Origin of the sequence: Burkholderia sp. IDO3 (assembly GCF_003366075.1) — a bacterium.
Taxonomy (GTDB): Bacteria; Pseudomonadota; Gammaproteobacteria; order Burkholderiales; family Burkholderiaceae; genus Burkholderia; species Burkholderia anthina.
In genome coordinates this window covers 366,782-389,233 of sequence record NZ_CP028962.1, presented here as the reverse complement: position 1 = coordinate 389,233, position 22,452 = coordinate 366,782, and the positions used below count along the sequence as shown (strand labels likewise).

The window sequence follows — 22,452 nt, the reverse complement described above, 5'->3', positions numbered from 1 at the left end:
CCGGCTCAGTTCTTAATTCGCTAACGCCTTAAACTTGGTCGGCATGAAGGCGGGGTGGATAGGATTCGCCTGGGATACCAACTCGTCGGCCCGTGTCGGATCTCGGTAAATTCGGGTCGCAAGCGCCAGAGACGGAACCGATTGCGCAAACTCGAATGCTTTGATCGACGAAAGCGCCGCCCCCCTCCTGTTGAGATCCGCGACGACAGCCGCACGCAACGCAGACAGGGCCTCATATGTTTGGTCCGCACCGCTATCGCCGGCGATCACCATCTCCGCATCGATCAATCCAGTAACGAAATCTCGAATCTGAGCTGCATCGTCGCTCGAGCTCGGCTGATAGGCGGTCGAGGCTTGCGCGACTGCTCCGATTGAGGTGCGACGAAACAAGTCTGCGCATGCACCCTCGACATTCCCCATCGCCATCCCGATAACTGATGTCGTCGTGTCTTTCGCCGGCGAAAACGTTGCGAGCGCGGCCAACAAGCGCACCGAGTCGCTCGGGTCATTCGTGGCCGCAAGCACGGCACTCGTCATGCCCTGCACCGCTTCAGTGAAGCCGTCGACCGTCGATGCGCTAAAGCTTCGGGCGGCTGCATCCAATATGGCCGCAGCCGCACTCACATTCGCCCTCGCCATAGCCGCACTTTCAATGAGCGACTGAACCGTCATTCCAGAAGGCGCTGGAGCGTTCGGACCGCGACTAAAGGTCGGCGTCGTCGCACTACCAAATAGCCGCCCGAAATCACCCGGCAAGCTAAAGAGGAGTTGAAACAGGTTCCGGGCATCGCCGACCAGGCTGGTCGCGAACGTGTACCAGCCAACTGCGGTATTCACGATGCTGCCGAGCACAGCTGCGCCATATGAGACGGCGCTCAGCGCGGTCTTTGCGAAATCCAGTGCGGCAGCCACGTTGAGCCCCGTCACCGAATTCAGAACCGATTCAAGCGTCGCCGTTTCGGCCGTCGGATACGTCCTCGGGCCGCCCTCGATGAACTCGAACTGGAATTCAAAATACCGGCCATGCTCCCAGTGCTCGACGCTCCGGAAATCCATGAGGCTCACGGTACGCCGGCCGAGCGTCGGATGTACGAGCTCGCCATCGCCCGCGGCCTCGCATGCGGCGATCATGACGTCGCGTTGTGCGATGACGTTGTCGCCAATGACGAAGCCGAGCATCCGGATTCGCCGAGTTCCTCGCCCGAGGTCCTCTACCCACGGCTCGTCACGCTGGGGATATTCATGCGGCTGCTTTCGCCGTCCGAACGACGAGCTCCCGCCCAGCGAGACGAACGAGACGCCCCGAAAAGACGCAGGGCGAAGCTGGTCGAAATATGATCCAACTGAGCCACCCAACCGGGCCGCGAGCGAATTCGCGAGACTGGAAATTCCCGACGTGGCACCGAGGACAGCACCTGCGGCATCTCCGAAATTCATGAACTCACCCCAATCCTCTTGCCGAGGCGACGCGCTCGCTCAAGCCAGCGGAATGTCTCGGTTTCAGTCATGTCCTCGACCGCATCCGGAGGCCACCGCATCATGTGCGTCAGCTCGGCTAGACGGTCATCCCACCATTCAGCGATCGAGGTTCTTTCGGCGATCAGTCGTCCGAGTCCGGTGACCGCCGAACCTGAAAACCGTTGAAATAGCCGATTGCCTCGAGGAAGTCGCGTGCACACAGCCCGCGCACCGCGCTCTTCGGCACCTTCCCGATCATGCTGATCATGGCGACGGCACCGGCGAACGGGCCGCCCGCCTCGGCTGCTTTCCGCTTCTGCCGGTTCGTCGGCTCGCACAGCGTCAGCGACGCGATATTGAGCGGACTGTCGTCAGTCGTCAGCCGCACCGGCTGCGAGAGCGTCAAAACGAGCTCGTCGGGGCTGGCCGTCGGATTTCGTGCGGCGTCGTGCCCGAACGAGGCGATGAAGTCTTCCGCCTCATCGATCTGGCTACCGTACATCTGGTCGATCACATCGACCGGGACGCCACTGATGATCGCGACAAGTGCGATTGACGTACCGAACACGCCAGCCGAGCGCTCGGCCGATTCATAGTCTCCAGCCAGCGGCTCGCGAAGCGTGATCTCGGTGACGGTCTTTTCGTCCGCACCCTTTCCGTATGCCAGCGGCTTGCGCAGGACGATGGTTTTCGTATCGCTCATCGATCACTGCTCCGTGACGGCGCCCTGGAGACCTTCCCAGCGGCACGTGAACTTCGCTTCCGTCGTATCGACTTCCTGCGCCTCGGTCGTCCACATGTTGCGGCCAATCACCGTCTTTCCGTTCGCGAGTTCGAGGACGAGCGTGACACTGCGCATCGCATTGAACGCGGCAAGGCTCAGGCCGCCCGAGTCACGAATCGAAGCGCTGATATACGGCGCCTTCGGCATTTCACTGAAGCCGTGCACCGTGTCCTGCCCGGATTTCGACTCGCGCGTGACGCTGCCGACATCGTACTTCAGCTCACCTTCGACCTGATAGTTCACCCCATCGGCGGTCAGGTATGCGGTACCGGCGATGAGCCCCGTGTTGTTCGCCATAGATGGCTCTCCAGAAATAGAAACGCCGCCCGGTTAGGGGCGGCGCATTGCCGTGAGACGCAGAGCCGATCAGGTCTGGTTCGTCGACAAACGGAATTGCGCCAGGAGCGCAAAGATCCGAAGCTGGTTGATCAGAGTCCCGGGCCAGAGCACGTCGACTCGGTTCGGGTTCGAGGCGTTCTGTTCAACGATCAACGCCTGCGCGAAGATGTCGCTGCCTTGGACGTAGCCCTCGTACTCCATCTGGCGATATTCCGCGATCTGATCGGCCTTGATGATCTTCGGCGTCACGATCGCGGAACCCGGCGCGAAGCGCGTTCCGTCGGCCGCAAGCTTCACGCGCGCGTACTTCGACGTCACAAGAGTCCGCAGCCGCCGCAGCACGTACGCGAGCAGGAACATCGTTTCGATCTCGAGATAGCTGTTGTCCGGCTGCCCGAATGCGTTCGTCTGGTACGTCGTGATCAGGTTCTCGATCGCGACCGTTCCATCATCGGCAACCGTGAAGGTCGAAACGCCGTCGTACAGCAACGTATTGCGCTGGCTCAGGTTGAAGCGCGACTGCAGCGGAGGCGCTGAGATTCCGGTGAGCGCCACCGTCTGCATCGGAATGCCCGGGTCAGCACGAACGCTGACTGCAGTCACCGCGGCTACTGCCGCCGCCCATTGCCACGACGGCGTCGGCGAATCGTTGAACCCCATCACGGTCTCGTGCTGGTTGTTCCGCGCAGTGCCGAACGTCGTCAGACTTCCCCAGGTGCCGCGATAGGCATAGAAGGCATGCCCGAAAACCTGCTGCTGCCAGCTCCAGCGCCCCGTCGAATCGTTGAGGAATGCCTTGATGGCATCCATCGACGTCGTGTCCGTGAACGCGCAGGCGATGAAATCGAACGGCATGTCGAGCAAATTGCCGAGGGCCGTCGTGAGCGTCGGATTCGTCGCACCGGACGCCATCGCGGTGATCGTCGCGGCCAGGCCCGTCGGCAGCACTTCACCGCCCGCAGCACCCTGCTTGTTGAAGCGAATGTCGATGTCGTTGCCGACGAGCCCCTTGTTGTCGGCCGTCAGGGTCACGGTACTCGTCGTCGCCGCGGCGGTGGCCGGCATCGACGGGATCAGGTTGATCGCTGCCGCGACAGCCGTCGCGATCTGCGCCGTCGTCATGCCTTGCGTCACCGGCACAGAGACCAGTTGGTCCGCGATATAGAGCGAGATCGTGCCGTTGGCCGTCGGCGCTACGGTGAACGCGATGGAACCCGTAGCGGCCACTGCGCCGACCGCATCCGCGATGGGCAGACACCACAACTCGCCGAACTGGTCATTCTGGCGGTACTGCGCCGCCATCAACGCGAGGATAGAGTTCGCGCCGAATTGCGTATTCGCGTCACCGGTGCCAGCCGACAGCAACGGAATGTTCGCCGTCGCGGCACCAGTCGTCATCGGACCGATCAGCAACGCGCGCTGATTCGTCACCGCGGTATTCGCGCGAGAATTGTCGATTTCCGCGAAGAACAACGGTGTCCGGACGTTCTGCGGAATCTGCTTGAAAGGCACTGTCATTGCTTGTCACCTCCAAGCACTTCAGTCGGAATCGACGGCGAAATCTCGACGTCACCGTCGCCAGCTACGCGCGTCCAGAAAATGTCGCCGTCCGGCACTTCGATACCTTCGTCCGGCAGGAATTGCTTCGTGACCGGGTGCCTCACCTTGAGGCCCGGTGCAGGTTTGACGATCATTCGTCGCTCCTTTTAGGGGAATGTGGCTTTGACGAAGCCTTCTGCGCGGCCGTCGGGGCCTTCAGTACGCGGCGCCGGCGTAACGGCGCCGGGGAACGGCGGATTCGGATATGTCCCAGTCGGATCGGCGACATTCACCAGATCGGCCGTCAGATCGATCTCGTTGAGCAGTGCCGTCACATCGGGATAGAACGTCTCGTACATCGTCACACCGAGCTCGATATGCAGCCCGCCGATATGCGTCTCGCCGTCTGCCTGCACCGCAGTCTGCGTGCGCATCATCGGAAAATCCTGTGTCAGCGCGCGCAGCGGGATGCTCTTGAAGATCGCAGCCTCGATGCCCGCCTGAATCGCTTCAAGCGCAAGCAAAGCCTTTGGCCCAGATTCCGCCGACACCTCGACGCGCATTTCGAAAACGCTGACCGTGTCGAATGCGGTTTGGCCTGTGACGCCCTTCGACCGCTTCTCCTCGACCCCGTACCGAAGCTTTATCGCCGGCAGTTTCGATGCCGTCACGTTCCAGTCGCCCGGCGAATAGAGATTCACGCCGGAGATCGTGCCGAGCACGGAGAGCAACACCAGGCGGTATTGCGCGCGCGCAGTTTGATCAGACATCGGTTTGTCCTGGTACGTTGAGCATCAGGCGTGCGGCGCCATGTCCGTCCGGATGGACTTCCCGAACCTCCCAGACCTCTCCGGTCCGCAAGATCGTCAGCTGGTCGCCCTGCAGCGGCGCAGCATGACCATCGAATTGCGATAGCTGAAGGCCCACGGTTGGCTGGTTCGTAACGACCGACTCTCCTGTCGTCGGGTCAACCCCGAAGAAAGCCTTGTCGTAGATCCCGGTGATCGGGAAAGGGACACCAGCCGCAGGCTGGTACGTGATAGCCGTGCCGAAATGGCGCTGCAGCGGCGAAAGGATCTTCGCATCGACCACGTCGTCCCATTCCATGGATCACCCGATTCGCGTGATGGAGGCTTGGCCGCCGCTGACTTGGACGCCGTCCGGCTCTGCGGGCGCCTCCACCTTCTCCGGCACGAGATACCCGAGATCGCGCAAGCGCTTAACCTCGGACTCCGGCAGTCGCACCGTCTCCCCGGTTCGCTTGATGACGGGCGGCTCGCCCTCCTTCACCTGATCGTGGATCGAGCGCCCGCGCGCCACCATTGCTTCGATGAGCTTTTCTGCCATCACTCACCTCACGCGACAGTCGCGGCCAGCGCAGCATTCACGCGGCTCGGGATGATGACGGGGGCCGATTGCATCATCAGGAAGCGTTGCGCCGGATCATCCTTCAGCCACGTCTTCGGGGCGAACGGCAGCGACGCGTAGTTGAACGCGGGGTCTTCGATCATCCCGAACGCGCGCGTACCATCGAGATCCGGTCCCGACATGATCAGCGAGCCATCGGGCAGCATCGGCTGCTCGATGTTGTTGTCGTCGACGAACCAGTCGTTGTAGAGCCAGAGGTCGAATTGACCCCAACGGCCTTTGTGAACGGCACCACGCTCGTTGCGCGCACCGAGGTCGATCGCGTTGCCGAACGATGCGAGATTCGGATAGAACTGCGCGCCCTTGAGAACCGGATCCAGCTTGAAGCCGTTCCACGCCTTCGGCGTGAAGACGATGTCGGTCACGTTTGCGCCCGACGACTTCAGGATCGCCTGTTGCCACGTTTCGATGACCGTCGTCGGCGAAGCCGTACCGGCGGTGATGTTGGCCTGCGTCCATTGCGCGCCACCAGTGAGCGCCACCGTCAGCGAGCCGTCACGGCCGAAGTCGATAACGGTGGTCGGGAAGCCCTCCCCGGAGACGGTGAGCGTACCGGTCAATAGCACCTGTGCCGCCATCCATTCGAGACGGCGCGTCAGCATGTCGATCTGGTCGTTCAGTTCGAACTCGAGGTTCATCTGCTCGCGCACTTCCGGCGTGATTTCGCCGCCGATGCGCTCACCGATCATGCGGCGAACCGGCTTGCGCAGGTCCGGGGCACGCTTGTCCTTGATGTACGGCGGCTTGAACGTGTTCGTCTGGTAGCGCCGGCTCTCGACGAGCTTGCCCTCGACGAGCGGCGAGCAGAACGGCGACATGCGGCGCTTGCCGACGTCCACGTCGATCGAGACGAATTCCGAATCCGCCGTGATCATGTTCGTGAAGAACTTGTCGAGCAGGAAGCTCTGCGCCATCTTCAGGTTCGAGACGACCTGAATCAGGGTATTGGTGTCGTAAATCAGATTTCCGGCCATTGCACTCTCCGAGTTGAGGCCCCAAATGAAAAAGCCCCACTCGCGGCGGGGCTTTCACTGGATCAGGTTGGTGTTAGCTCGGGTCGGCTGCCGTGACCGAGGTCTTGAGGTGGATGCCTAGCGGCCGAAGCGCATCGCGCGCTGCGGTCGACGTGATGCCGGCGCCGAGCGTGACAGCGTTAATGTTGAATTCGCCCTCGAGGAACACGCCGGCCGTCACGTCTGCTGCGCTGCCATCCGCGTAATCTGCGAGGATAGCCGCGGGGTTCTGGCTGCCATCAGCTGCAGCCGACGTCGAGACCGTGAACTTGCCGCTCGCGGTGATGATCCCGAGAACCGTGCCGCGCACAAACGGACCACCAGTGATCGTCGCGTTGCGCGTGACGATCTGCTTCGGGCCGGCGATGAGCTGATCGGGAATGAAGGTCTGCGCCGAAATCGACGGCACTTGGGGGTTCTCCCCGACCTGGGTGACAGGCAGAGTCATCTGAAAATCTCCTTGGTTGCGGGGGAATTACTTCTCGCCGCGGCGCATCTTACCGGCCGCGATGATTTGTTCTGCGAGCGTCGGCGCAGCAGCCTGCGTGTCATTGCCCGGGTTCGGCGCACGCACATACGCCATGCGCTCGTCGAGCGACGGACGGCGAGCGACCGGCTTGGCTTGCGGCGCTACCGCCTTTGCTGCGCCGAGCGCTTGGGCCGCCGTTGCCGACGACATCTTTGTGTTGAATGCGAACACCGCGGCCTGCTCGACATTCCCGTTGGCGATGCCATGCGCGATGATGCGGGCACAACGTGCACGCTCGGCAGCACGGGCTGCCTTCTTCGCGTCGTCGGTCTCGTCATCGCCGTCTTGGGCTTCGGTATCGTCGCCGTCGACGTCGTTGCCTTCACCACGGGCACGCGCTTCTTCGCGCTCGCGCTCTTCCTGCTCGGCGCGCTCCTTCTCGTCGAGCTCCTCCATGCGCTTCGCGTACTCGTCGTCGGATTCGTTCTCGCGCTGCTTGCGCTCGTCGTCTTCGCTCTCAGCCCGGGCGGCGCCGGCGCGGCTCAGCAGGTGGGCGAACGGCGCCACGCCCGCAAGGGTCTTTTTCAAGCTCATCAGTATCCTCTTACAGGTGGTTTAGGCCAGCTCGTCCAGCAAGGCCATGAGCGCCGCATCGGGCGCCATAACTGCATCCGCAAGTCCACGGCTCACGCCGTTCTCGCCCATGAAGCAGGCGGCCTGCGTCTCACGCACCGCGGCGGGTGCGAGATTCCGGTTGCGGGCGACGGTGTTCACGAACAGTTCGCCCATGGTGTTGATGTCTGCCTGAGCGGCCGCGAGCGCTTCGGGCGACAATGGGATCTCCGGATGGAAATCAGCCTTCCGGTCGCCGTATGTTATGAACGTCACGGCAACACCGGCAGCGGTCAGCGCTTTCGACCAATCGACATGCATCGTGATCACGCCGATCGAACCGACGCCACCAGTTCGCGGCACGATGATCCGATCAGCAGCGCTGGCAATCGCATATGCGGCCGAATAGGCCGATTCGGACAGAATCGCCCAGACCGGCTTGTCGCTGCGCAGCGCGTAGATCGTATCGACCAGGTCAAAGCAGCCAGCTACCTCGCCGCCCGGTGAGTCGATGTCGAGCACAATCGCTTCGACGCCCGGGTCTGCATGCGCGGTCAAAATGCTCTGCCGCAATCCGTCATAGCCGGTCATGCCCGAGTACGGGCGCAGCGTCCCGAGCTTCTGCACGAGCGTCCCTTGAACGCCGATCATCGCGATCGGCGAGTCGCCGACCATGTCGTAGCCGGGATCGATCACGCGCCCGCGGCGCGTGTCCGACTCATACTCGTCATCCCATGCCCCGAAGGCCATCGGCCGGATCGGCGATCCATCCAGGCGCGTCAGCTGCGCGATCCCGAGGCGCTCGGCGAGCGCCGCCATGATCACCTCGGCCTTGTCTTGCTTGATCGCGACCGGCGTGTTGAAGAGCCGCTGGCTCAGATGGGCGAAACGGCCTGTCATGTTCTCTCCATTCAAATACTCAGCCGCGTCACTGCGCCTCAGGCTCCTTCGTGACCGCGTCAGCGCCCACACCCTGAAGCGTCGACGGGATAGGCACGTTGCGCTTTCGGTAGTAGTCGATCTCGATAGCACGCTGGTCGACGTTGTCGCGCCAGTCGGTGCCGGACACCTCCGCCGATTCGTCCTCAAGCGTCGAGAAACCGGACTCGATGCCGAGCGCGGCCCCCTGGCGTTCCTTCAGCGGGTCCACATAGCCGCGGCCGGGGCCAATCCACCAAGCACGCGCATAGGCCGCGCGCGCCATGTTGAATTCCGGCGCGCCGGCCGGTAGAGGCAAGCTGTCGACTTCCATCGCTTCTTCCGCGAAGGCGCAGAGAATCGGCTGACCGAAGCCGCGACCGAAGTCGCGCCTACGACGATCGAACGTCTTCCACGCCTCGAGCGCGGCTGCCCGGTACGAGCTGTAGTTCACATCCGCCCAGTTCTGCGAGATCTGTTGTGCAGACATCCCCGTACCAGCTGCGACATTGCGCAGCATCGCGTTTTCGAATTCGGCGAAATTGCCAGCGGGCCGCGATGCCGAGACCGTATTGATGCTTTCGCCTGGGAAAAGGATCGGCAGTCGGGCGCCACCCAACCGCAAATTGTTCTTGTCGTGAAACTCAGCTCGGGCGTCCTGGTACCCATTGACGGTCTCTTCTTCGCCATCTCCCAACGCTTCGCCGACCAACTGCTTGTCGAACGGGCTCGTAACGTATGCGCCGAAAATCGCGTTGATAATCGCCGCGTCCAGTTCAGTCCCGTCGTACTTGATCAGCATCTTGAGACGTTGGAGCACGGGCGTCAGGATGCCCGCGCCCCCGCGATGCTGACTGGCTCGATCGAAATCGTAGTCGTGGACTACGATCGGTCGGCCCCAGTCCGTTTCGGCTGGAATCCGCTCCCACGTCACCTGCCGGCCGCCGCTGAACCAGTCTCCCTGGTGCGCCTTCCGAATGTGATACGCGATCGCAGCACCGAAGTCGTCGACCTCGACACCGCCCCGCATCGTCTGGCGGTCGAAATTCTGCTGAGGGTTCGACAGCCGATCAGGATCGATCAGCTGCAACACCGTCGCATAGCGTGCGCCGCGCGGGAGACGATCCGGCATCCAGTGCAGCATCCCGAGCGCATCACCGTCGACCACCTTGTGGCGGAATGCGAGGTGCATCATCTGCGGAATAGTCAGCTTCCGCTGTGCATCGCAGAATCGCGACGGATCTTCCGACCATGTGCGCCAAGCCGCCTCGAGCGCACGACCAAATTCGTCGGCCCACACATGATCGAACGTTTTCAGCCCTGTCTGAACCGCGAGCGCCCGATAGTCCGGCTTGCACATCGGCCTGAAGTCAGCGCCGATGACGTTGTCGAGCGTTCGAGTAACGGCAGCTGATGCCCACCCATCGTTTCGAACCAGGTCGCGCACGCGCGACACGATTCGATCTCGATACGGGTTGAGTTCGCCATCCGGCGACCACAGCACCGGATTCCAATCTCGCATATGCTGGCCGTACATGTCGGCCGCATCGTATGCGGTATGGCTGCTGTACCCGTTGTAACTGCCGTTGAGCGCGCGCGCACGCCCCCTCGACATCGGCAATGGATTCCCATCCGAGCCAAGGATTCGTACGTTCGATTCAGTCATCGCCGTGTGAATGAAATTCGCATCGCCCGTCGCGGGCTCTTAACAATACCAAGCTGCGCCTGCATCAGCTGAATCGCTGCCGCAAGCTGCGCAAGGTTCGCTCGGGTGTAGGTAACGGAACGCGTGCCGTCACCTTGTGTATAGGAGAGTGATTCCTCCTGCGCCCCCGTCGAGAGCTGGATATAGACGCGCTGTGCCTCGGCAAGCGAGGCTCGCAACGCGGACTGGTCCATCCCTGCCAGCAAGCTGCTATTCGGGTCGAAGCAACTCAAAATCAACCTCCTGCCCGCGCGCCGGCGAGCCGGCGAATGCGGGTTTTCTTCACAGGCGCTTCCTGTTTGATCATGGGACCATCCGGGCGCATAGGGCGCTCCACATGGACGACATCGAGATCCATCACGGCCGCCTCGGTCGGCGTCGGCTCAACCAATTGCGTCGGATCGATCTCTACCGCTTCGACGCGTCGATTAAGCTTCAGCCCCATATGCATGAGCCCGCACAGCGCGGCATACCCGTACACGCGAATATCCAGCGCCTCGTTGGCGCGGCCTGGCGGCAATTCCCAGACTCGGTACTGCTGACCGCCTGACACTTTCGTGACTGACCGCTCGGCGATCAATTGCGCGAAGTAATTGATGTCTCGGTCGCTCGGGAAGTGCATATAGCCCGGCGGGTACGAAACAACCACGCCGTTCGCCTCTTCGGGGTCCTGCCGTAGGCGATGGCGAATCACATCCTTCGCAGCGTTGACGCCGATGATCACCGGGCGAAACGTCGCCTTCGTGCGAGACGATGGCCGTTTCGTCGGCCATACAGGCGATCGAGCGCCACCACGCGCCGACTCACCCTTGATCGCCCACACCCGCCGACCGAGGCGCGCTTTCGCGAACTCGTACACTTTCTGAGTGTGGTGACCACCCGAGTCAATACAGGCTGCAGATACAGCGAAGCCGCGACCGTCAGCGCGACGCCAAACCCTTTTCAGATACTCATCGACGCGCTTCCACAGGTCGGCGCTTTCGGGATCGCCCTCGAAAACAGCATGATCGATCGACCAGCTTTCCTCGTTGCGCCCCCAGCCGATCGTCTCGAGCTCGATGCGATCGTCCTGAACGTCACCGCCAACCGTCACGACGCCGACGCCTTCAGGCACTTCCGCATCCCAGACTTCAGTCCTAGCCGCAAGACGGGACTCGCTCAGCGCGCGGTCACCGCGGTCCTCATAGTCTTCGCCAAGCACCAGGTTGATGAAGGTCTGCCGCATCAGCGGGTCATCCTTCACATCCAACCATTCCTCGACAAGATTCGGCCACGCCGCATTTGAGAACAGGCTGTAGCCGGCCCAGATATGGAAGCCGGCATGCCCAGCGAACGGTTTGTGAGCACGCCATTCGCCGGCCGCCACCATGTCGGGCTTATCCACGTCGCGGATAATGCAGCCGTTATGGCGGCACACGTAGTGCGCAGTCTCAGGCAAGCCGTTGCCGTTTCCGTCCTTGTCCCACTTCATGCCGTGCGGCGTGTCAGGACTTCCCCACTCGAGGATCTGAAACTCACCACAGTGCGGACACGGCACGTAATAGTGCCGTTGATCGCTGCGCTCGAAGCTCTTCTCGATTCGGCTTTCGCCTTTGACCGTCGGCGTACTGCCGATGATGATCTTGCGATTCCAGAATGACTCGCTGCGCTTGATGCCGAGCTTGATCTGGTCGCCTTCTTTACCTGCGCCCATGACCGGATAGCCGTTCACCTCGTCGAACGCAACGATGCGCGCGGTGATTCGACGGAAGCCGCCTGGGCTATTCGCACCAACAAACGAAATCGATGCGCCGTTCGGAAAGATCCGTTTGGCGATCTTCTGCTGCGAATCCTTCTTTTTCAGATCGCCAACGATCTCAGCAAGCACTGGCGTATCGCGCAGCATCGGCGCAATCTCGGTGACGCTATAGTCCTCCGCATCCTCTACCCGCGGCTGAACAACCAGAATCGGCGAAGGGTCCTGATGGATAAAGAAGGCCGCCACATGGTCAAGGATCTTCGTATAGCCAACCCGTGCGGATTTCTTGACCGTGATCGTTTCGACGGACGGATCAGTGACCGCATCCATGATCCCGTTCTGATATGGGAAAGCATGGAACTTACCGGTCTGCGCACTCGTCTCGCGCGACAGAACAGCATATTTTTCGGCCCACTGGCTAAGCGTCAACCGCGGTGGCGGCTGGATATTGCGCCGTCGCGACACCAACAGTTCGCGTCGCAACGCTTCATACCCGATGGCGTAACGCCGCTCTCTAAGCGGTGTTCCCATCTCCATCTCGGGTCAACTCCTCGAGCGCTTCAACAATGATGCTATGCAGGACGTCCTGCACCTCCTGAACCGTCTTCAATCGGTGAATTCGAGGCGCGTGCTCGGACGGGATTGAAAGGAGCTTGGTGCGCACCTTTGCGTACTCTTCTCCGACGGCCTTAGCTACGTCAGCAACCTCGACTACCAGACCCGCATCGCGGTCATATTCGAGCTGCTCACGCAAGGCGAGATAGTTTTCCTTTACGCGCTTCGCCTCTTCGATGTCCATGTCGGCGCCACTTGCGACGAGCAGGCGAACGGCCGCTTGCGCACCGCTCTCACCTTCATGGATTGTTACCTCTCCGTCATGCGAAGTAACACGCTTGCGCGCTCGAGTCGCAGTGTTACCCTGGTTGTTACCTTGCGCAGCTTGGGTAACAGACTCAACGCCAGCGGAACGGTATCTTTTCAGGCGCGCATTCGACGCCTCAACATCTACTTCACCGCCCGCAAACACAAGCCAGCCGCGCTCCTTCCACTTCGTGACCGTCTTCCGGCTGACGTTGTGAAGGGCTGCGAACTCGCTCTGATTCATGACGGCAAACTGTTACCTGTTACCCATTTTCAAAAATTTCACAGCTAGAGAAACATCGCGCGAGCGCAGTGCCCGCGATGCCGGAAGGGCGGGAGGGACCCGCCCCACAATGTGGGATGAGTCCACGCCCGCGGCGGCCCAGCCGGAGACGCACGGCATGGCAGCTATAGCTTCGCGGTCGCGACCGCTCGCGCCATTGCGCGTTCGAATTCGCGGCCGAAATGCTCGTCAGCCACCTCGAAGGCGCGCTCGCCAAATTCGAGGTGCTGCCGGACCGGCTCGGCGTCACCGAACCGGATTAGAAGCTTGAGATGGTCAGACTTGTTGACACCACGCAATGCAACGCCGCGTTTGCCGCTTCGCTTGATCGCCTTGACGTTGGTCGGTCGCTGCCAGACTCCACCGATCGACTCACCGCCCTTCGTCTTTATCGTTCCGACGAAGACATCAGGCCGCGCCTCCAGCCGCTGGAGTGCGTTCCGGCTGAAGTTCCCGTACTGGTTGAGCAACGCCTTATCTTTCGGGTTCAACCACGTCTTGCCGCGGCCGATCAGCTTGTGATCGCCGCCGAACTCATAGGGCTCAAGGTACGCCGCTGCGATGTCCTTCACAAACACGCGCGCTTCAAGATCGCTCTTGCGAGCCCCTTTCACAGCGACGGAATTGATTGTGAATGGCGTCGGCCGATCGAACACATCCGGCAAAGCTGCCTTTTCGGCGACTTGCGCGAGTTTCGCCGTAGCAGTGAGCGCCTGAGAAATAGCGAAAGGCAGCTGATCCCGCTGAAGGCGAGTGAGAGATTTGCTCAGCGCTCGCACGTCAGCGTCAACGCTGATCGCGAACGCCTCCCGCATCATTCGCCCGGCTTGATGGCCGGATGGTTTTTCAGGTCCGCCAGCCGCTCCGTGATGCGGCGGAATTCGTGCACTGCGAAGTTGCCGACGATCCGGAGGAGATGTTCGATCTCTGCGATGATGTCGAGCGGGTGTTCGGTCGACACATCGTCCGCATTCGCGACATCGATGCTGCCCCCCTGAGCCGAGTCAGCGGCGTCGGATTGCGTCGAGCCGATCGCTTGCGAGGATTGTTCGACTTCAACCAACGTCGCAGAAGTCTGCTCTTGGCCGATTTGCGCAGCCGCGCTTTCGTTCAGGTCTTCCATTCGAATCTCCAATGCAAAAAGCCCGCCGATCTCTCGATCAGCAGGCTTTCTCAGGACGCATCTTCCCGGGAAAGAAATATACGCCGCTTTTTAGGCGTGTACAAGCCATTTTTATAACTTTCTCGTCAACGCAGCACGACGCCCTCCAACAACGCCTGTAACCGCTCCGCCTCTTGCGTCGACAGCAAATAGAGCGGGTTTGGAGGCCGCGGCTCATCGCCCTCCCGGAACTGCTCGTATTCCACGGCGCGCCCATCGGGAGCAACCGCGCGATCAACACACCCCAACTTCATTCCATAGTTGAAGAATGTCAGTCGCCAGTCCCCAAATGAATACTCAATCTCCTCAAATTCCGCTTCGCCCCAGGTCTTGTCGCTGGCAAGGCTGACCGGGATTTTCCCGAGCAAACCGAAGCGCAGCACATCAACAACCTCACTTATTTCAATCCCCATGCTTCCCCCGTCTTATTTGTAATGCATTGTAAGCGACAAATCACGATTTCTGTAAGCTATCGCCGGCCCGGATGACGATCTCAATTTCAGCGGGTACTTTCGGTGGGAGGTGGATTACATCTCTCACACCACCTCGCCGACCCTTACCAGATGTCTTGCCGTAAGCATCGGCAGGAGAGCCTCCTTTGCTGCCTGATACGTCGCGTGCTGTTGACCGACGCGGCGACTGCTCCACACGTCACGCCCACATTCCTTGTTGCGCATGCTCACCGAGATCGCGGCGCGCTGGTCGGACGGCAGCGTGTCGACACACAGCTGCACTTGCTCGGCCTGCTGATCTTCGACCCATTGATCAGCCTGCTCGCCCAACTCCTCATCCGTCATCGGTGACTCGTAGCCGCGGCAAGTTCGGTCCTCCGGGCGGTAGTAATGCGCCAGTTGCTCTGCATGCGACTGGCGAATCTGCCAGCGGTACCAGGTCAGCAAGAGTTCTTCGATTTGTTGGCTCTGATCGGGCGTCATGTTCGTCCTGGTGTCGAATTTGATTTATTGCAGGCCGGCCGCAGCACGGTGCTTGGAATACGGGCCGCGGATGTACCGGTCGAATCGGGCTTTCGCATGCGGGTCGTGATCAAGCAGTGCACGAGTCTCAATGCAGCAGCGCGCACGGATGAACTCGGCTGCATCAGCCGGCGTGTTGGCAGGCTGGCCGCTTGCGCGCATCCAGTCGAGGAATGCCGGCTCGTTTGCCCACAGGCCGGCAAGTTTCGCCAGCGGACCACCTTTCGGTCGTTGGATCGATGCCATCACATGAAAACCCGGAAAGGGATGCCCCAATACAGCATCCAATCGATGAACGATTCCCGTAAATCAACGCCCCGCGGAAACGAGAATTCGATTTCCCCGTGGTCGGCCTCACGCCCGATCACCGGGCAGCCCGTGAACGCGACCAAGCGATCGCCCGAGACGTCGTCGACGCGGCTCGCCGCGATCGCGCGCAACGGCTCGGGCACCGACGACAGTTCAATGCAGGCGATTTCGCTCATGCCAGGCTCTTCAGGAGGGATTGAAGTTGACGCAGCTTTTCGAGGTTGGCCGCGTTTTCGGCATTGCCCTGCTCGATCGTGAGCGCCGCCGTCTCGATGTCCGATGCGAGCATTACGATCTGCGTTGCGAGTGCCCGCGTGCGGTCGGCCAGTTGCGACAGAATCTCGATCGGGAGAATTGCTTGCGGCTCGGTCGCCACGATAGCTTCAGTGGATTTCTGTTCCGGCACCTTCAGCACCTCCCTCTCTCTGACTTCGATACGTTGATAGCGGCCGCGGCTAGCCTCGCGAATCAGACCCGAATCCTTCAGCCGGCCAAGGCACCCATCGATCACCGCCGCGTCCGGTGAACTCTTCGTTACCCGCAAGAGATGGCCGGCGATTTCGGAACGCGACCAAGCCTCCTGAATCGGGACCATCTCAAGGACCTTTTTCGCGATCGCGGATAGGCCGCTGAAAGCGGCGTGATATTTCGCCGGTGTCATTGCGTCTCCCTAAAGTCCAAAACCAACGCGCCGCTCTCCAGAAACTGCCCCATCTCGCGCGACTTCCGATTGCGGTGGACGTATGCCCTTGTCCGGAACACACCCGGCTCCACCCATCGCGCATCGACCTGCGGAATACGCGTCCGGTACATTTCCGGAATAAACGCATCAACCTCGACGGATGCGATCAACTGGCGCTTGACGGTCGCGATTCGGGCGATACGGAACACGGTTGCATCGATCTCGCGCGTCCGTTCGTAGATGACCATCCCGCCGGCCCCGCGCCGTCTCGGGGCGCTGTATGTCCCATCCGGGATTTCGACCCACATCCTCACTGGCAATTTGCTTCTCCCATCTTTCGAGCGCGCACCGGCGCCCATTCCTCGTATGCCCGGTCCCACACATCGAACTTGACCTGCATAGGTGTGCCGACTCGGTTCTGATCGATCCACGCGTGACACAGGTTGCAGCCCGGAACCGTGAATTCGTTTTTCGCCTTCAGTCCACCGGCTTTCCCGTGACGCCCTTGATTCGAGTGACACGGCACCACCGTGTCGTCCATCGGATTCAGTCGGCACAGCTCCGGCACGCGCAGATAGCACGGCTCGCCACGGCAGGCCGCCAGATACTTCGAGCCTTCCGCCACCGTCGGCCGCTTGGCCCGGCGCTTCATCGCGATCTTTCGCGGCGCCTGTTCCGGCAACGGTGAGCTTTTCCGGGACCACGTCCCTCGCGACATCGGCTTCGTGCGCGGTTTGAATCCGGATCGCTTCATGCCGCTGCTCGCCCGACGTCCACCATCGCCCGAATTGCCCGTCCGGCCCACGCAGCCGATTCGGCCAGGCGCTGCTCTCTCTCAATCTGAGCGGCAATCCGGTCTTGGATCTGCTGCGACCGCTTCGAGATGCTGCCTTCGTTGAATCCCTCGAAGGGCTTGCCCGTGTACTTGAGCGGCAAGGCCGTGTGAAACACACCGTCCGGAACGCCCTCCACCTCAGTTCGGGTGAGATAGCCGTCAGCAATCAGCTTCCGGACCATCCCGCGCATACCGCCCCCTTGGTTAAGGCCCAAGACCCGCGCGACTTCAGCAGCGTGGATTCCGGGATTTGCTTTCACACACTCGATCATCTTTTTCGAAACCGGCCCGACCTTGCCTTCAGCCATCAGAATTCCTCCGTTTGCCAGCCACCACCGGTCTTCGCGCGGCCGGCCGTCACTGCAATGAACCGCACCGGGTATTGGTCCGCCGCGACCTTCACCTTCACGCGTGCGTCGTCTTGCCAGTGCCCTTTGACTTCGTGTGCTTCAAGCTGACCGTTTGCCAGCATCACAGCGAAGTCCGGCGTGTAGAACGTGTTGTCCGCGAGACGGAATTTGATCCCCTCGAATCGATACCAAGCGATCTCACCAGCCTGCTTCCTCACCTCGAGGTGCTTGGCGTAACGCTGCTCGGTCTTATTCATCTGACCGACCTTGAGCCGGCCAAGCGCCTGCATGCGTGCTTTTGCGTCGGCCTGACGGTAGGCCGGCGTCGACACGGGTGGCGCGTCGATGCCATCGCTTATGTCGTCGAAACCAGCATCGACATGTGGGCGGCTTCCCGTTGCGTCGTAGACCGCCTTCTGCGCCGCGGTCATCTTCGGCCGCGAGTCCTCGCGCACTCGCGCTGTGCCGACCGTCTTCGTTCCGGCATCAACGCGCATCGGCCATGTGGCTCGCTTCGTCACGCGGCCTCCGGCTGCACGACCTGATCGCGCGGAATGTCGTTGAGATACGCGTACAGGTGCTCGCCGCGCTCTTCGCTCTCGCGGCTCACCGTAGCGAGCAGATGCTCCATCCACGGGCCAGGGCCGAGCGTCTTGCAGACCTTCGCCTTGAACTGTTCGAAGTACTGGAACCGCGCCACATCGATACCAAGCCGCTTGCCTTGGTCGCGCCAGCCAGCGTCAGCGGCCCACCAGCCGTCAGCAGCGCCACCAGCGGCGGCTGCGACATCATCAGGCTTCGCCTCCCAGATCCCAGTCCAGCCACGCAGTACCGATTCGTCGATGGCATCGACAACGCTCATGCCGCGATTGCGGATCTGCTCGAGCTTCTTCAGCGATACACGGGCCGCCGGCCGCGTCCAGGGAATCCCGTTCTTGCCGTTCGCCTTCGCTTCGCGGTGCTCGCACCAGGCATCCCATGCATCGAACGGGAGCCAGTCCGGCAGTTCGAGGTTCAGAAGTTCGGCATGCAACGCAACTCGCGGCGCACGCCGCGCACGTTGGTCGTTGCCTTTCTGTTCCCCTGGTAGTTCCTTGGTAGTTCCGTGTCCCAAATTTGGGACCGTTTCGGCGGAAATTTGGGACTGTTTCGACGGAAATTTGGGACCGTTGCCGTCCAAATCCGGAACTGTTCCGTTTTTGGAACTGTTCCGTTTTTGGGCGCGTTTAACGGTGCCGTTTTCGGAACTGTTCCGAATTTGGGGTTGTTTCGATGGAGGCGGTCCAATCTCAACGACCTTGCCGTCGCGATTGGTCATCTGTACCTTGGGCGCTCCAGCCGGTCTCGTCATCTGGTAGACGATCACCTGTCCGGTGCGGCCGGTGCGCTCGCCCGTGTCTTCGAGATAGCCCAACTCCTTCAGGCGCTTGATGTTCGCGAGGATCGTCTTGCGATCCTGTTCGATGAACTGCTCGATCGCATCCATACTCGCCCACACGCGAAAATCCTCACCGGCGAAGTCGGCGAGCGCGATTAGAACGGCCTTCGGAGACCCTTTCCCGACGTGTTGTGCGCGGACCCAGAATGTAGCTGTGACGCTCATGCTTCCTCGACGATCGACATTTGACGCGGATCAGCTTCGAAGGACGCCGGAGCGTCGCTGTCGAGACCGAGAACCCAACGCAGCGCATCAGCACGCTCACCAGTTGCCTGAGCAAGCTCAGCGGCAATCTGCTTGCGCGTACGCATCCGGGGAGCGGCATCACCCGTCAGTGCGGCCTTCTGCGCGCGCGCCTTTGCGTGCCCCTCCTTGCCGTCGGCAGCAGCGATCACCGTCGCGACCTTCTCGCGCTGCTGTTCCGGCGTCAGCTCCGCCAGCTTCAATGCATGCGATACCGTGATCTGGTCGGATTCGAGCGCGTCACGCACTGCAGCAGTGCAATCGAGCAGACGCAGGGAAGCTGCGACGGTCGGTGCTTCGATGCGGAATTCCGCCGCGATCTGCTCGTCGTCGTATCCGAGATCGCGCAAGCGCTGCATCTTCTCTGCACGGTTGATCGGGCTGTCATGCTCGCGATGTTCGTTCGTTGCGACCATCATGCCGGCGAGATCGGCCTGTTTCCCGCGCTTCGGAAGCGCCGGAACCATGATTACTGCCTCGCCTGCGTCACGCAGGCGGCGGTTTGCTTCGCGTGCCGCAATAACGCGACGGCGCCCGTCGACGACGATCACCGCGCCGGTTTCCGGATCCTTGTGCACCAGGATCGTCTCGAGCACGCCGCGATGACGGATATTCCGCACCATGGCTTCGTCGAACGGCAGCAGCGCGCGCCGATCGAACAGCGGATGCGCCGGGTCTGTGATGAGCGTCAACGCGTCCGGATCGAAGAACAGGACATTGCTCTTGCCGGCCGCGCCGTACGCATCGATGGAATTCTTTGCCACATTTCCTCCTGGAGGGAGATTCAGGCCGCTACCGCGTCAGGCAGCGGGTTGCGATCCGCGAAATCAGGATCGCCAGGTGATCGGATTGAGCCGTCGGCCCGATGCCAGCAGTACAGGGAGCCTCGGCGATGCCAGAACCAGTAGCCGGCGCAGGTGCACGCCATGAGGCGCGTGTTGCGTTTCTGCATCCATGCGTCGATTCGAAAGTCGCGCCGGCCACATACGTTGCACTGCGGCTGCCGGATGTACTCCGGGGGGGGCTTCTTCAGAACCCGGCGGCCCTCGCAATGCCGACAGCGGCAATGGAATCGCGCCATGTCATGCCACCGGCAGGCCGAGCAGCTCTTGCGACTTGCCCGTCGCGGTGCATTTGCGCGTGCCGCGCTTCACGAGCCGATTTGCGGAAAGCAGCTCGTGCGCGCGCCCGCAGACGCTGGAGAGTTTGAGGTTCGTCCTCGTGGCAATGTCCTCGCGGGTCAGCAAGGTCATAGGCGAGTCGAAGCAGTCCATCAATCTTTTGCTTAGCCGTGAGCTCGCCGACGGTAATCGAGTGATAGCTTGCGTGTTGCGTCTCGGAGACGCGATGGCCCGTGCGGGCGCTGAAGAAATCATCCATGCGGCATCTCCTGCGGCTCGAAGCCGCTTAGGACTACGAAATCCGGATATAAACGCTTTCCGCAGAAAACGCTTGTATCGAGATTCCTGCCGCTTACATCACCACCGGCCGCCGCACTCCCCGAATCCTTCGCGCGCGCAATGGCAGTTCACACCGACCTTGCTCATCGTCGACAGGCCATCGAGGTATTCCCGCGAAACGCAGCGCAGTTCCAGCGCGGCAATCCCGGCATCGATCTTTCCGATCGGAATTCCGAGCTGACCGGACAGGAAACGGCTGACCTGCGATTCGTCCCAGCCGAGAGCTTCCGCTACCGGGCCACGGGCACGCGGGTCCGTTAGCGCCTCGCGAAACGCCCGTTCGATGCTGGGTTTTCGGACAAACTCAATCGTGCTCATACCAACTCCATAGAAATCAAAACTGCTTGAATGCCATTGCAGATCGCTACGCGTAACCTGCAAGCACTTACACAACTAGATGCGAACCATCGCTATGCGAGAATCGAAGCCTCTGACCTCCTCAACCAACACACAACGGGGTTCGCATGACCAAGCCGTACACCATGACCGTTCGCGAGTTCAAAGACCGGATCGTCGATCAGATCAAGAACTTGCCCGACGACTCCGAGATCTTCTTCGGGGCCGGCGATCTTTCCTTCTACCGAGTCAAGAATCGCGGGTATATCGGCGATTCGGATATGCCCCGGCTCGTGCAAATCGAGTTCAATCAGGTCTACGAGGTGGGCATCGATCCCGAGCAACCCGACTGATCACTGCGGTTGTAGCCCTTCGGAACCTTGCGGCCGAAGGCCAAGCACTCGACAACGAGCAGCATGGCTTTCGGGTCGCGGCAACCGTAGATCTCGATCGGGAAATCTCGGCCGGGTGCGCGCATCTCGATGACGAAGCTCGGACCGATCTTCACGGTGATCGCGCAGCCCTCACGTGGGTAGTCGTCCCCGCAATAGACATCCGTTACGCCATCAGCCATTTAGGCGCCCTCCTTTCGATCCGGCGTTCCTGCCGGAGGCTGGACATCGTCAGATGCGTCAACGACATTCGGAAAGTCAGCAAGATCGGGCCATGTATCGCGGATCACCTTCGGCGGGAACAGATCGACACGCCTCACTTGTCCGAACGTCTCACGCTCAATCGGCCAACCGTACGGAATAGGCACTGGCCTCTTCTTGTTAGCCCACGCGCTGATGTCGGAAGCATGGGCGTCAATGGCCGCAGCTAGTTTTACTAGCCGCCCGCGCTCTACATCGAGATAGGTTCTGAGATCCATGCTCAGACTTTAGCGAAACGCAAAACGTTTGTCTATAGCGTTTCGCGCATATACGACTTTAGCGTTTTGCTATTGAATGGCCGACATGAAGGACATTGACCAAATCCGCCGCGACAATCTCAAGATCATCGAAGCCGAGAGAGGCGGCCCCGCTTCTGCGGCAGCCGCACTGGGGATGTCACATTCGCAATTTACGAATTTGCGCGATGGCGCCAAGGATTCGAAAACTGGCAGGCCGCGCGGCATGCGTGCTGCTACTGCCCGGAACATTGAGAATCGTGCGGACAAGCCACTCGGCTGGCTTGACACCGACCATTCGGATGCAGTGGCGTCCGCTCAATCGTTTGCGCTTCCCGCTGGCTGGGAGCAGTTGAACGCAGCCCAGCGCGCGCAGGTGGAATCGTTTATCGGCTGGCTTCTCTCGCAGGCAGCCCCCCAATCAACCGACAGTCCGTCAGGCAGCAAGCGATTCGGCAAGGGCGGATAACGGCTCACGATGCCTAACGTGCTTCGGCTCAAGACAGCAATCAGGAAACAACCAGTCTCGCGTAAGCAATAACCCCATCCCGTCATCAGCCAAGCCGATGACGGCGCCCCCCTCTAGAACACACTCCCACCGCCCGTCAAAGTGCAGTTGTGCCACCT

At 61.1% G+C, this 22,452-nt stretch carries 35 protein-coding genes; 2 read left to right on the top strand and 33 right to left on the bottom strand.

Going from position 1 to position 22,452, the window contains the following annotated elements; all coding sequences use genetic code 11:
* Positions 1-12: 12 nt before the first annotated feature.
* The 31 genes from DCN14_RS01905 to DCN14_RS01755 all read right to left on the bottom strand — a co-directional run bounded on the left by DCN14_RS01905 (position 13) and on the right by DCN14_RS01755 (position 20,918).
* Positions 13-1,437 carry a DNA circularization N-terminal domain-containing protein gene (locus DCN14_RS01905; protein ID WP_096507928.1) on the bottom strand — a complete coding sequence of 475 codons (1,425 nt, stop codon included), beginning with the start codon at positions 1,435-1,437 and terminating at the stop codon, positions 13-15.
* Between the two features lie 163 nt (positions 1,438-1,600).
* On the bottom strand, positions 1,601-2,161 hold the full coding sequence (locus tag DCN14_RS01900) for a phage tail assembly protein (RefSeq protein WP_096507929.1): 561 nt from the start codon (positions 2,159-2,161) through the stop codon (positions 1,601-1,603).
* A 3-nt stretch (positions 2,162-2,164) separates the two neighbouring features.
* Positions 2,165-2,539: a phage tail tube protein gene (locus tag DCN14_RS01895; protein WP_096507930.1), complete on the bottom strand. Its 375-nt coding sequence runs from the start codon at positions 2,537-2,539 to the stop codon at positions 2,165-2,167.
* A 69-nt stretch (positions 2,540-2,608) separates the two neighbouring features.
* Positions 2,609-3,994: a phage tail sheath subtilisin-like domain-containing protein gene (locus tag DCN14_RS01890; protein WP_240327237.1), complete on the bottom strand. Its 1,386-nt coding sequence runs from the start codon at positions 3,992-3,994 to the stop codon at positions 2,609-2,611.
* 101 nt (positions 3,995-4,095) lie between these two features.
* Entirely contained in the window at positions 4,096-4,275 is a 180-nt protein-coding gene (locus DCN14_RS01885) for a DUF2635 domain-containing protein (protein ID WP_096507932.1), read from the bottom strand.
* A 12-nt stretch (positions 4,276-4,287) separates the two neighbouring features.
* A complete protein-coding gene (locus DCN14_RS01880; RefSeq protein WP_096507933.1) occupies positions 4,288-4,890 on the bottom strand; it encodes a hypothetical protein in 603 nt (200 codons plus the stop codon).
* On the bottom strand, positions 4,883-5,227 hold the full coding sequence (locus tag DCN14_RS01875) for a hypothetical protein (RefSeq protein WP_096507934.1): 345 nt from the start codon (positions 5,225-5,227) through the stop codon (positions 4,883-4,885). Before DCN14_RS01875 ends, DCN14_RS01880 begins: the two co-directional genes overlap by 8 nt.
* Positions 5,228-5,230: 3 nt before the next feature.
* On the bottom strand, positions 5,231-5,467 hold the full coding sequence (locus tag DCN14_RS01870; RefSeq protein ID WP_096507935.1) for a hypothetical protein: 237 nt from the start codon (positions 5,465-5,467) through the stop codon (positions 5,231-5,233).
* Between the two features lie 8 nt (positions 5,468-5,475).
* Positions 5,476-6,522: a major capsid protein gene (locus DCN14_RS01865; protein ID WP_096507936.1), complete on the bottom strand. Its 1,047-nt coding sequence runs from the start codon at positions 6,520-6,522 to the stop codon at positions 5,476-5,478.
* Between the two features lie 73 nt (positions 6,523-6,595).
* On the bottom strand, positions 6,596-7,009 hold the full coding sequence (locus DCN14_RS01860; protein ID WP_096507937.1) for a head decoration protein: 414 nt from the start codon (positions 7,007-7,009) through the stop codon (positions 6,596-6,598).
* A gap of 27 nt (positions 7,010-7,036) precedes the next feature.
* Positions 7,037-7,624: a hypothetical protein gene (locus DCN14_RS01855; protein ID WP_096507938.1), complete on the bottom strand. Its 588-nt coding sequence runs from the start codon at positions 7,622-7,624 to the stop codon at positions 7,037-7,039.
* 21 nt (positions 7,625-7,645) lie between these two features.
* Positions 7,646-8,542: a S49 family peptidase gene (locus DCN14_RS01850; protein ID WP_096507939.1), complete on the bottom strand. Its 897-nt coding sequence runs from the start codon at positions 8,540-8,542 to the stop codon at positions 7,646-7,648.
* A 28-nt stretch (positions 8,543-8,570) separates the two neighbouring features.
* The gene (locus DCN14_RS01845; RefSeq protein WP_096507940.1) at positions 8,571-10,226 is read right to left on the bottom strand and encodes a phage portal protein; all 1,656 of its coding nucleotides are present in this window, start codon (positions 10,224-10,226) and stop codon (positions 8,571-8,573) included.
* A complete protein-coding gene (locus tag DCN14_RS01840) occupies positions 10,223-10,498 on the bottom strand; it encodes a gpW family protein (protein WP_240327236.1) in 276 nt (91 codons plus the stop codon). Before DCN14_RS01840 ends, DCN14_RS01845 begins: the two co-directional genes overlap by 4 nt.
* Positions 10,499-10,500: 2 nt before the next feature.
* Positions 10,501-12,534 carry a terminase gpA endonuclease subunit gene (locus tag DCN14_RS01835; protein ID WP_096507987.1) on the bottom strand — a complete coding sequence of 678 codons (2,034 nt, stop codon included), beginning with the start codon at positions 12,532-12,534 and terminating at the stop codon, positions 10,501-10,503.
* Positions 12,518-13,108 (bottom strand): hypothetical protein, encoded by a 591-nt coding sequence (locus tag DCN14_RS01830; RefSeq protein ID WP_096507941.1) that lies wholly within the window; start codon positions 13,106-13,108, stop codon positions 12,518-12,520. The genes DCN14_RS01835 and DCN14_RS01830 overlap by 17 nt, the downstream gene beginning before the upstream one ends.
* Before the next feature lie 164 nt (positions 13,109-13,272).
* Entirely contained in the window at positions 13,273-13,965 is a 693-nt protein-coding gene (locus DCN14_RS01825) for a hypothetical protein (protein ID WP_096507942.1), read from the bottom strand.
* A complete protein-coding gene (locus tag DCN14_RS01820) occupies positions 13,962-14,270 on the bottom strand; it encodes a hypothetical protein (RefSeq protein WP_096507943.1) in 309 nt (102 codons plus the stop codon). Before DCN14_RS01820 ends, DCN14_RS01825 begins: the two co-directional genes overlap by 4 nt.
* 125 nt (positions 14,271-14,395) lie before the next feature.
* Positions 14,396-14,722 carry a hypothetical protein gene (locus DCN14_RS01815; RefSeq protein WP_096507944.1) on the bottom strand — a complete coding sequence of 109 codons (327 nt, stop codon included), beginning with the start codon at positions 14,720-14,722 and terminating at the stop codon, positions 14,396-14,398.
* A 123-nt stretch (positions 14,723-14,845) separates the two neighbouring features.
* Positions 14,846-15,244 carry a hypothetical protein gene (locus DCN14_RS01810; RefSeq protein ID WP_096507945.1) on the bottom strand — a complete coding sequence of 133 codons (399 nt, stop codon included), beginning with the start codon at positions 15,242-15,244 and terminating at the stop codon, positions 14,846-14,848.
* A gap of 24 nt (positions 15,245-15,268) precedes the next feature.
* On the bottom strand, positions 15,269-15,529 hold the full coding sequence (locus tag DCN14_RS01805) for a hypothetical protein (protein WP_096507988.1): 261 nt from the start codon (positions 15,527-15,529) through the stop codon (positions 15,269-15,271).
* Complete coding sequence (locus tag DCN14_RS01800) at positions 15,529-15,768, bottom strand: hypothetical protein (RefSeq protein WP_096507946.1); 240 nt, start codon at positions 15,766-15,768, stop codon at positions 15,529-15,531. The genes DCN14_RS01805 and DCN14_RS01800 overlap by 1 nt, the downstream gene beginning before the upstream one ends.
* Positions 15,765-16,253, bottom strand: a complete 489-nt coding sequence (locus DCN14_RS01795) for a hypothetical protein (protein ID WP_096507947.1) — start codon at positions 16,251-16,253, stop codon at positions 15,765-15,767. The genes DCN14_RS01800 and DCN14_RS01795 overlap by 4 nt, the downstream gene beginning before the upstream one ends.
* Positions 16,250-16,582, bottom strand: a complete 333-nt coding sequence (locus tag DCN14_RS01790) for a hypothetical protein (protein ID WP_096507948.1) — start codon at positions 16,580-16,582, stop codon at positions 16,250-16,252. Before DCN14_RS01790 ends, DCN14_RS01795 begins: the two co-directional genes overlap by 4 nt.
* Before the next feature lie 2 nt (positions 16,583-16,584).
* Entirely contained in the window at positions 16,585-17,028 is a 444-nt protein-coding gene (locus DCN14_RS01785; RefSeq protein WP_096507949.1) for a nuclease domain-containing protein, read from the bottom strand.
* Positions 17,025-17,417, bottom strand: a complete 393-nt coding sequence (locus DCN14_RS01780; RefSeq protein ID WP_096507950.1) for a helix-turn-helix domain-containing protein — start codon at positions 17,415-17,417, stop codon at positions 17,025-17,027. The genes DCN14_RS01785 and DCN14_RS01780 overlap by 4 nt, the downstream gene beginning before the upstream one ends.
* Complete coding sequence (locus tag DCN14_RS01775) at positions 17,417-17,980, bottom strand: hypothetical protein (protein ID WP_096507951.1); 564 nt, start codon at positions 17,978-17,980, stop codon at positions 17,417-17,419. Before DCN14_RS01775 ends, DCN14_RS01780 begins: the two co-directional genes overlap by 1 nt.
* A complete protein-coding gene (locus DCN14_RS01770; protein WP_096507952.1) occupies positions 17,977-19,062 on the bottom strand; it encodes a helix-turn-helix domain-containing protein in 1,086 nt (361 codons plus the stop codon). Before DCN14_RS01770 ends, DCN14_RS01775 begins: the two co-directional genes overlap by 4 nt.
* Entirely contained in the window at positions 19,059-19,904 is an 846-nt protein-coding gene (locus tag DCN14_RS01765) for a ParB N-terminal domain-containing protein (RefSeq protein ID WP_096507953.1), read from the bottom strand. The genes DCN14_RS01770 and DCN14_RS01765 overlap by 4 nt, the downstream gene beginning before the upstream one ends.
* A 318-nt stretch (positions 19,905-20,222) precedes the next feature.
* Positions 20,223-20,393: a hypothetical protein gene (locus DCN14_RS37785; RefSeq protein WP_162826154.1), complete on the bottom strand. Its 171-nt coding sequence runs from the start codon at positions 20,391-20,393 to the stop codon at positions 20,223-20,225.
* A 225-nt stretch (positions 20,394-20,618) separates the two neighbouring features.
* A complete protein-coding gene (locus DCN14_RS01755) occupies positions 20,619-20,918 on the bottom strand; it encodes a DNA-binding protein (RefSeq protein WP_096507955.1) in 300 nt (99 codons plus the stop codon).
* Positions 20,919-21,064: 146 nt separating this feature from the next.
* Here DCN14_RS01755 and DCN14_RS01750 point away from each other — a divergent pair, with 146 nt between their 5' ends.
* Entirely contained in the window at positions 21,065-21,289 is a 225-nt protein-coding gene (locus tag DCN14_RS01750) for a hypothetical protein (protein ID WP_096507956.1), read from the top strand.
* Here the strand turns inward: DCN14_RS01750 and DCN14_RS01745 are convergent.
* On the bottom strand, positions 21,253-21,510 hold the full coding sequence (locus DCN14_RS01745; protein ID WP_115531347.1) for a hypothetical protein: 258 nt from the start codon (positions 21,508-21,510) through the stop codon (positions 21,253-21,255). The genes DCN14_RS01750 and DCN14_RS01745 overlap by 37 nt on opposite strands.
* Positions 21,511-21,807, bottom strand: coding sequence for a YdaS family helix-turn-helix protein (locus DCN14_RS01740; RefSeq protein ID WP_115531346.1), 297 nt, complete (start codon positions 21,805-21,807; stop codon positions 21,511-21,513).
* 85 nt (positions 21,808-21,892) lie between these two features.
* On the opposite strand from DCN14_RS01740, the gene DCN14_RS01735 reads away from it, so the two are divergent.
* On the top strand, positions 21,893-22,294 hold the full coding sequence (locus DCN14_RS01735; protein WP_096507957.1) for a hypothetical protein: 402 nt from the start codon (positions 21,893-21,895) through the stop codon (positions 22,292-22,294).
* Positions 22,295-22,452 lie beyond the last annotated feature (158 nt).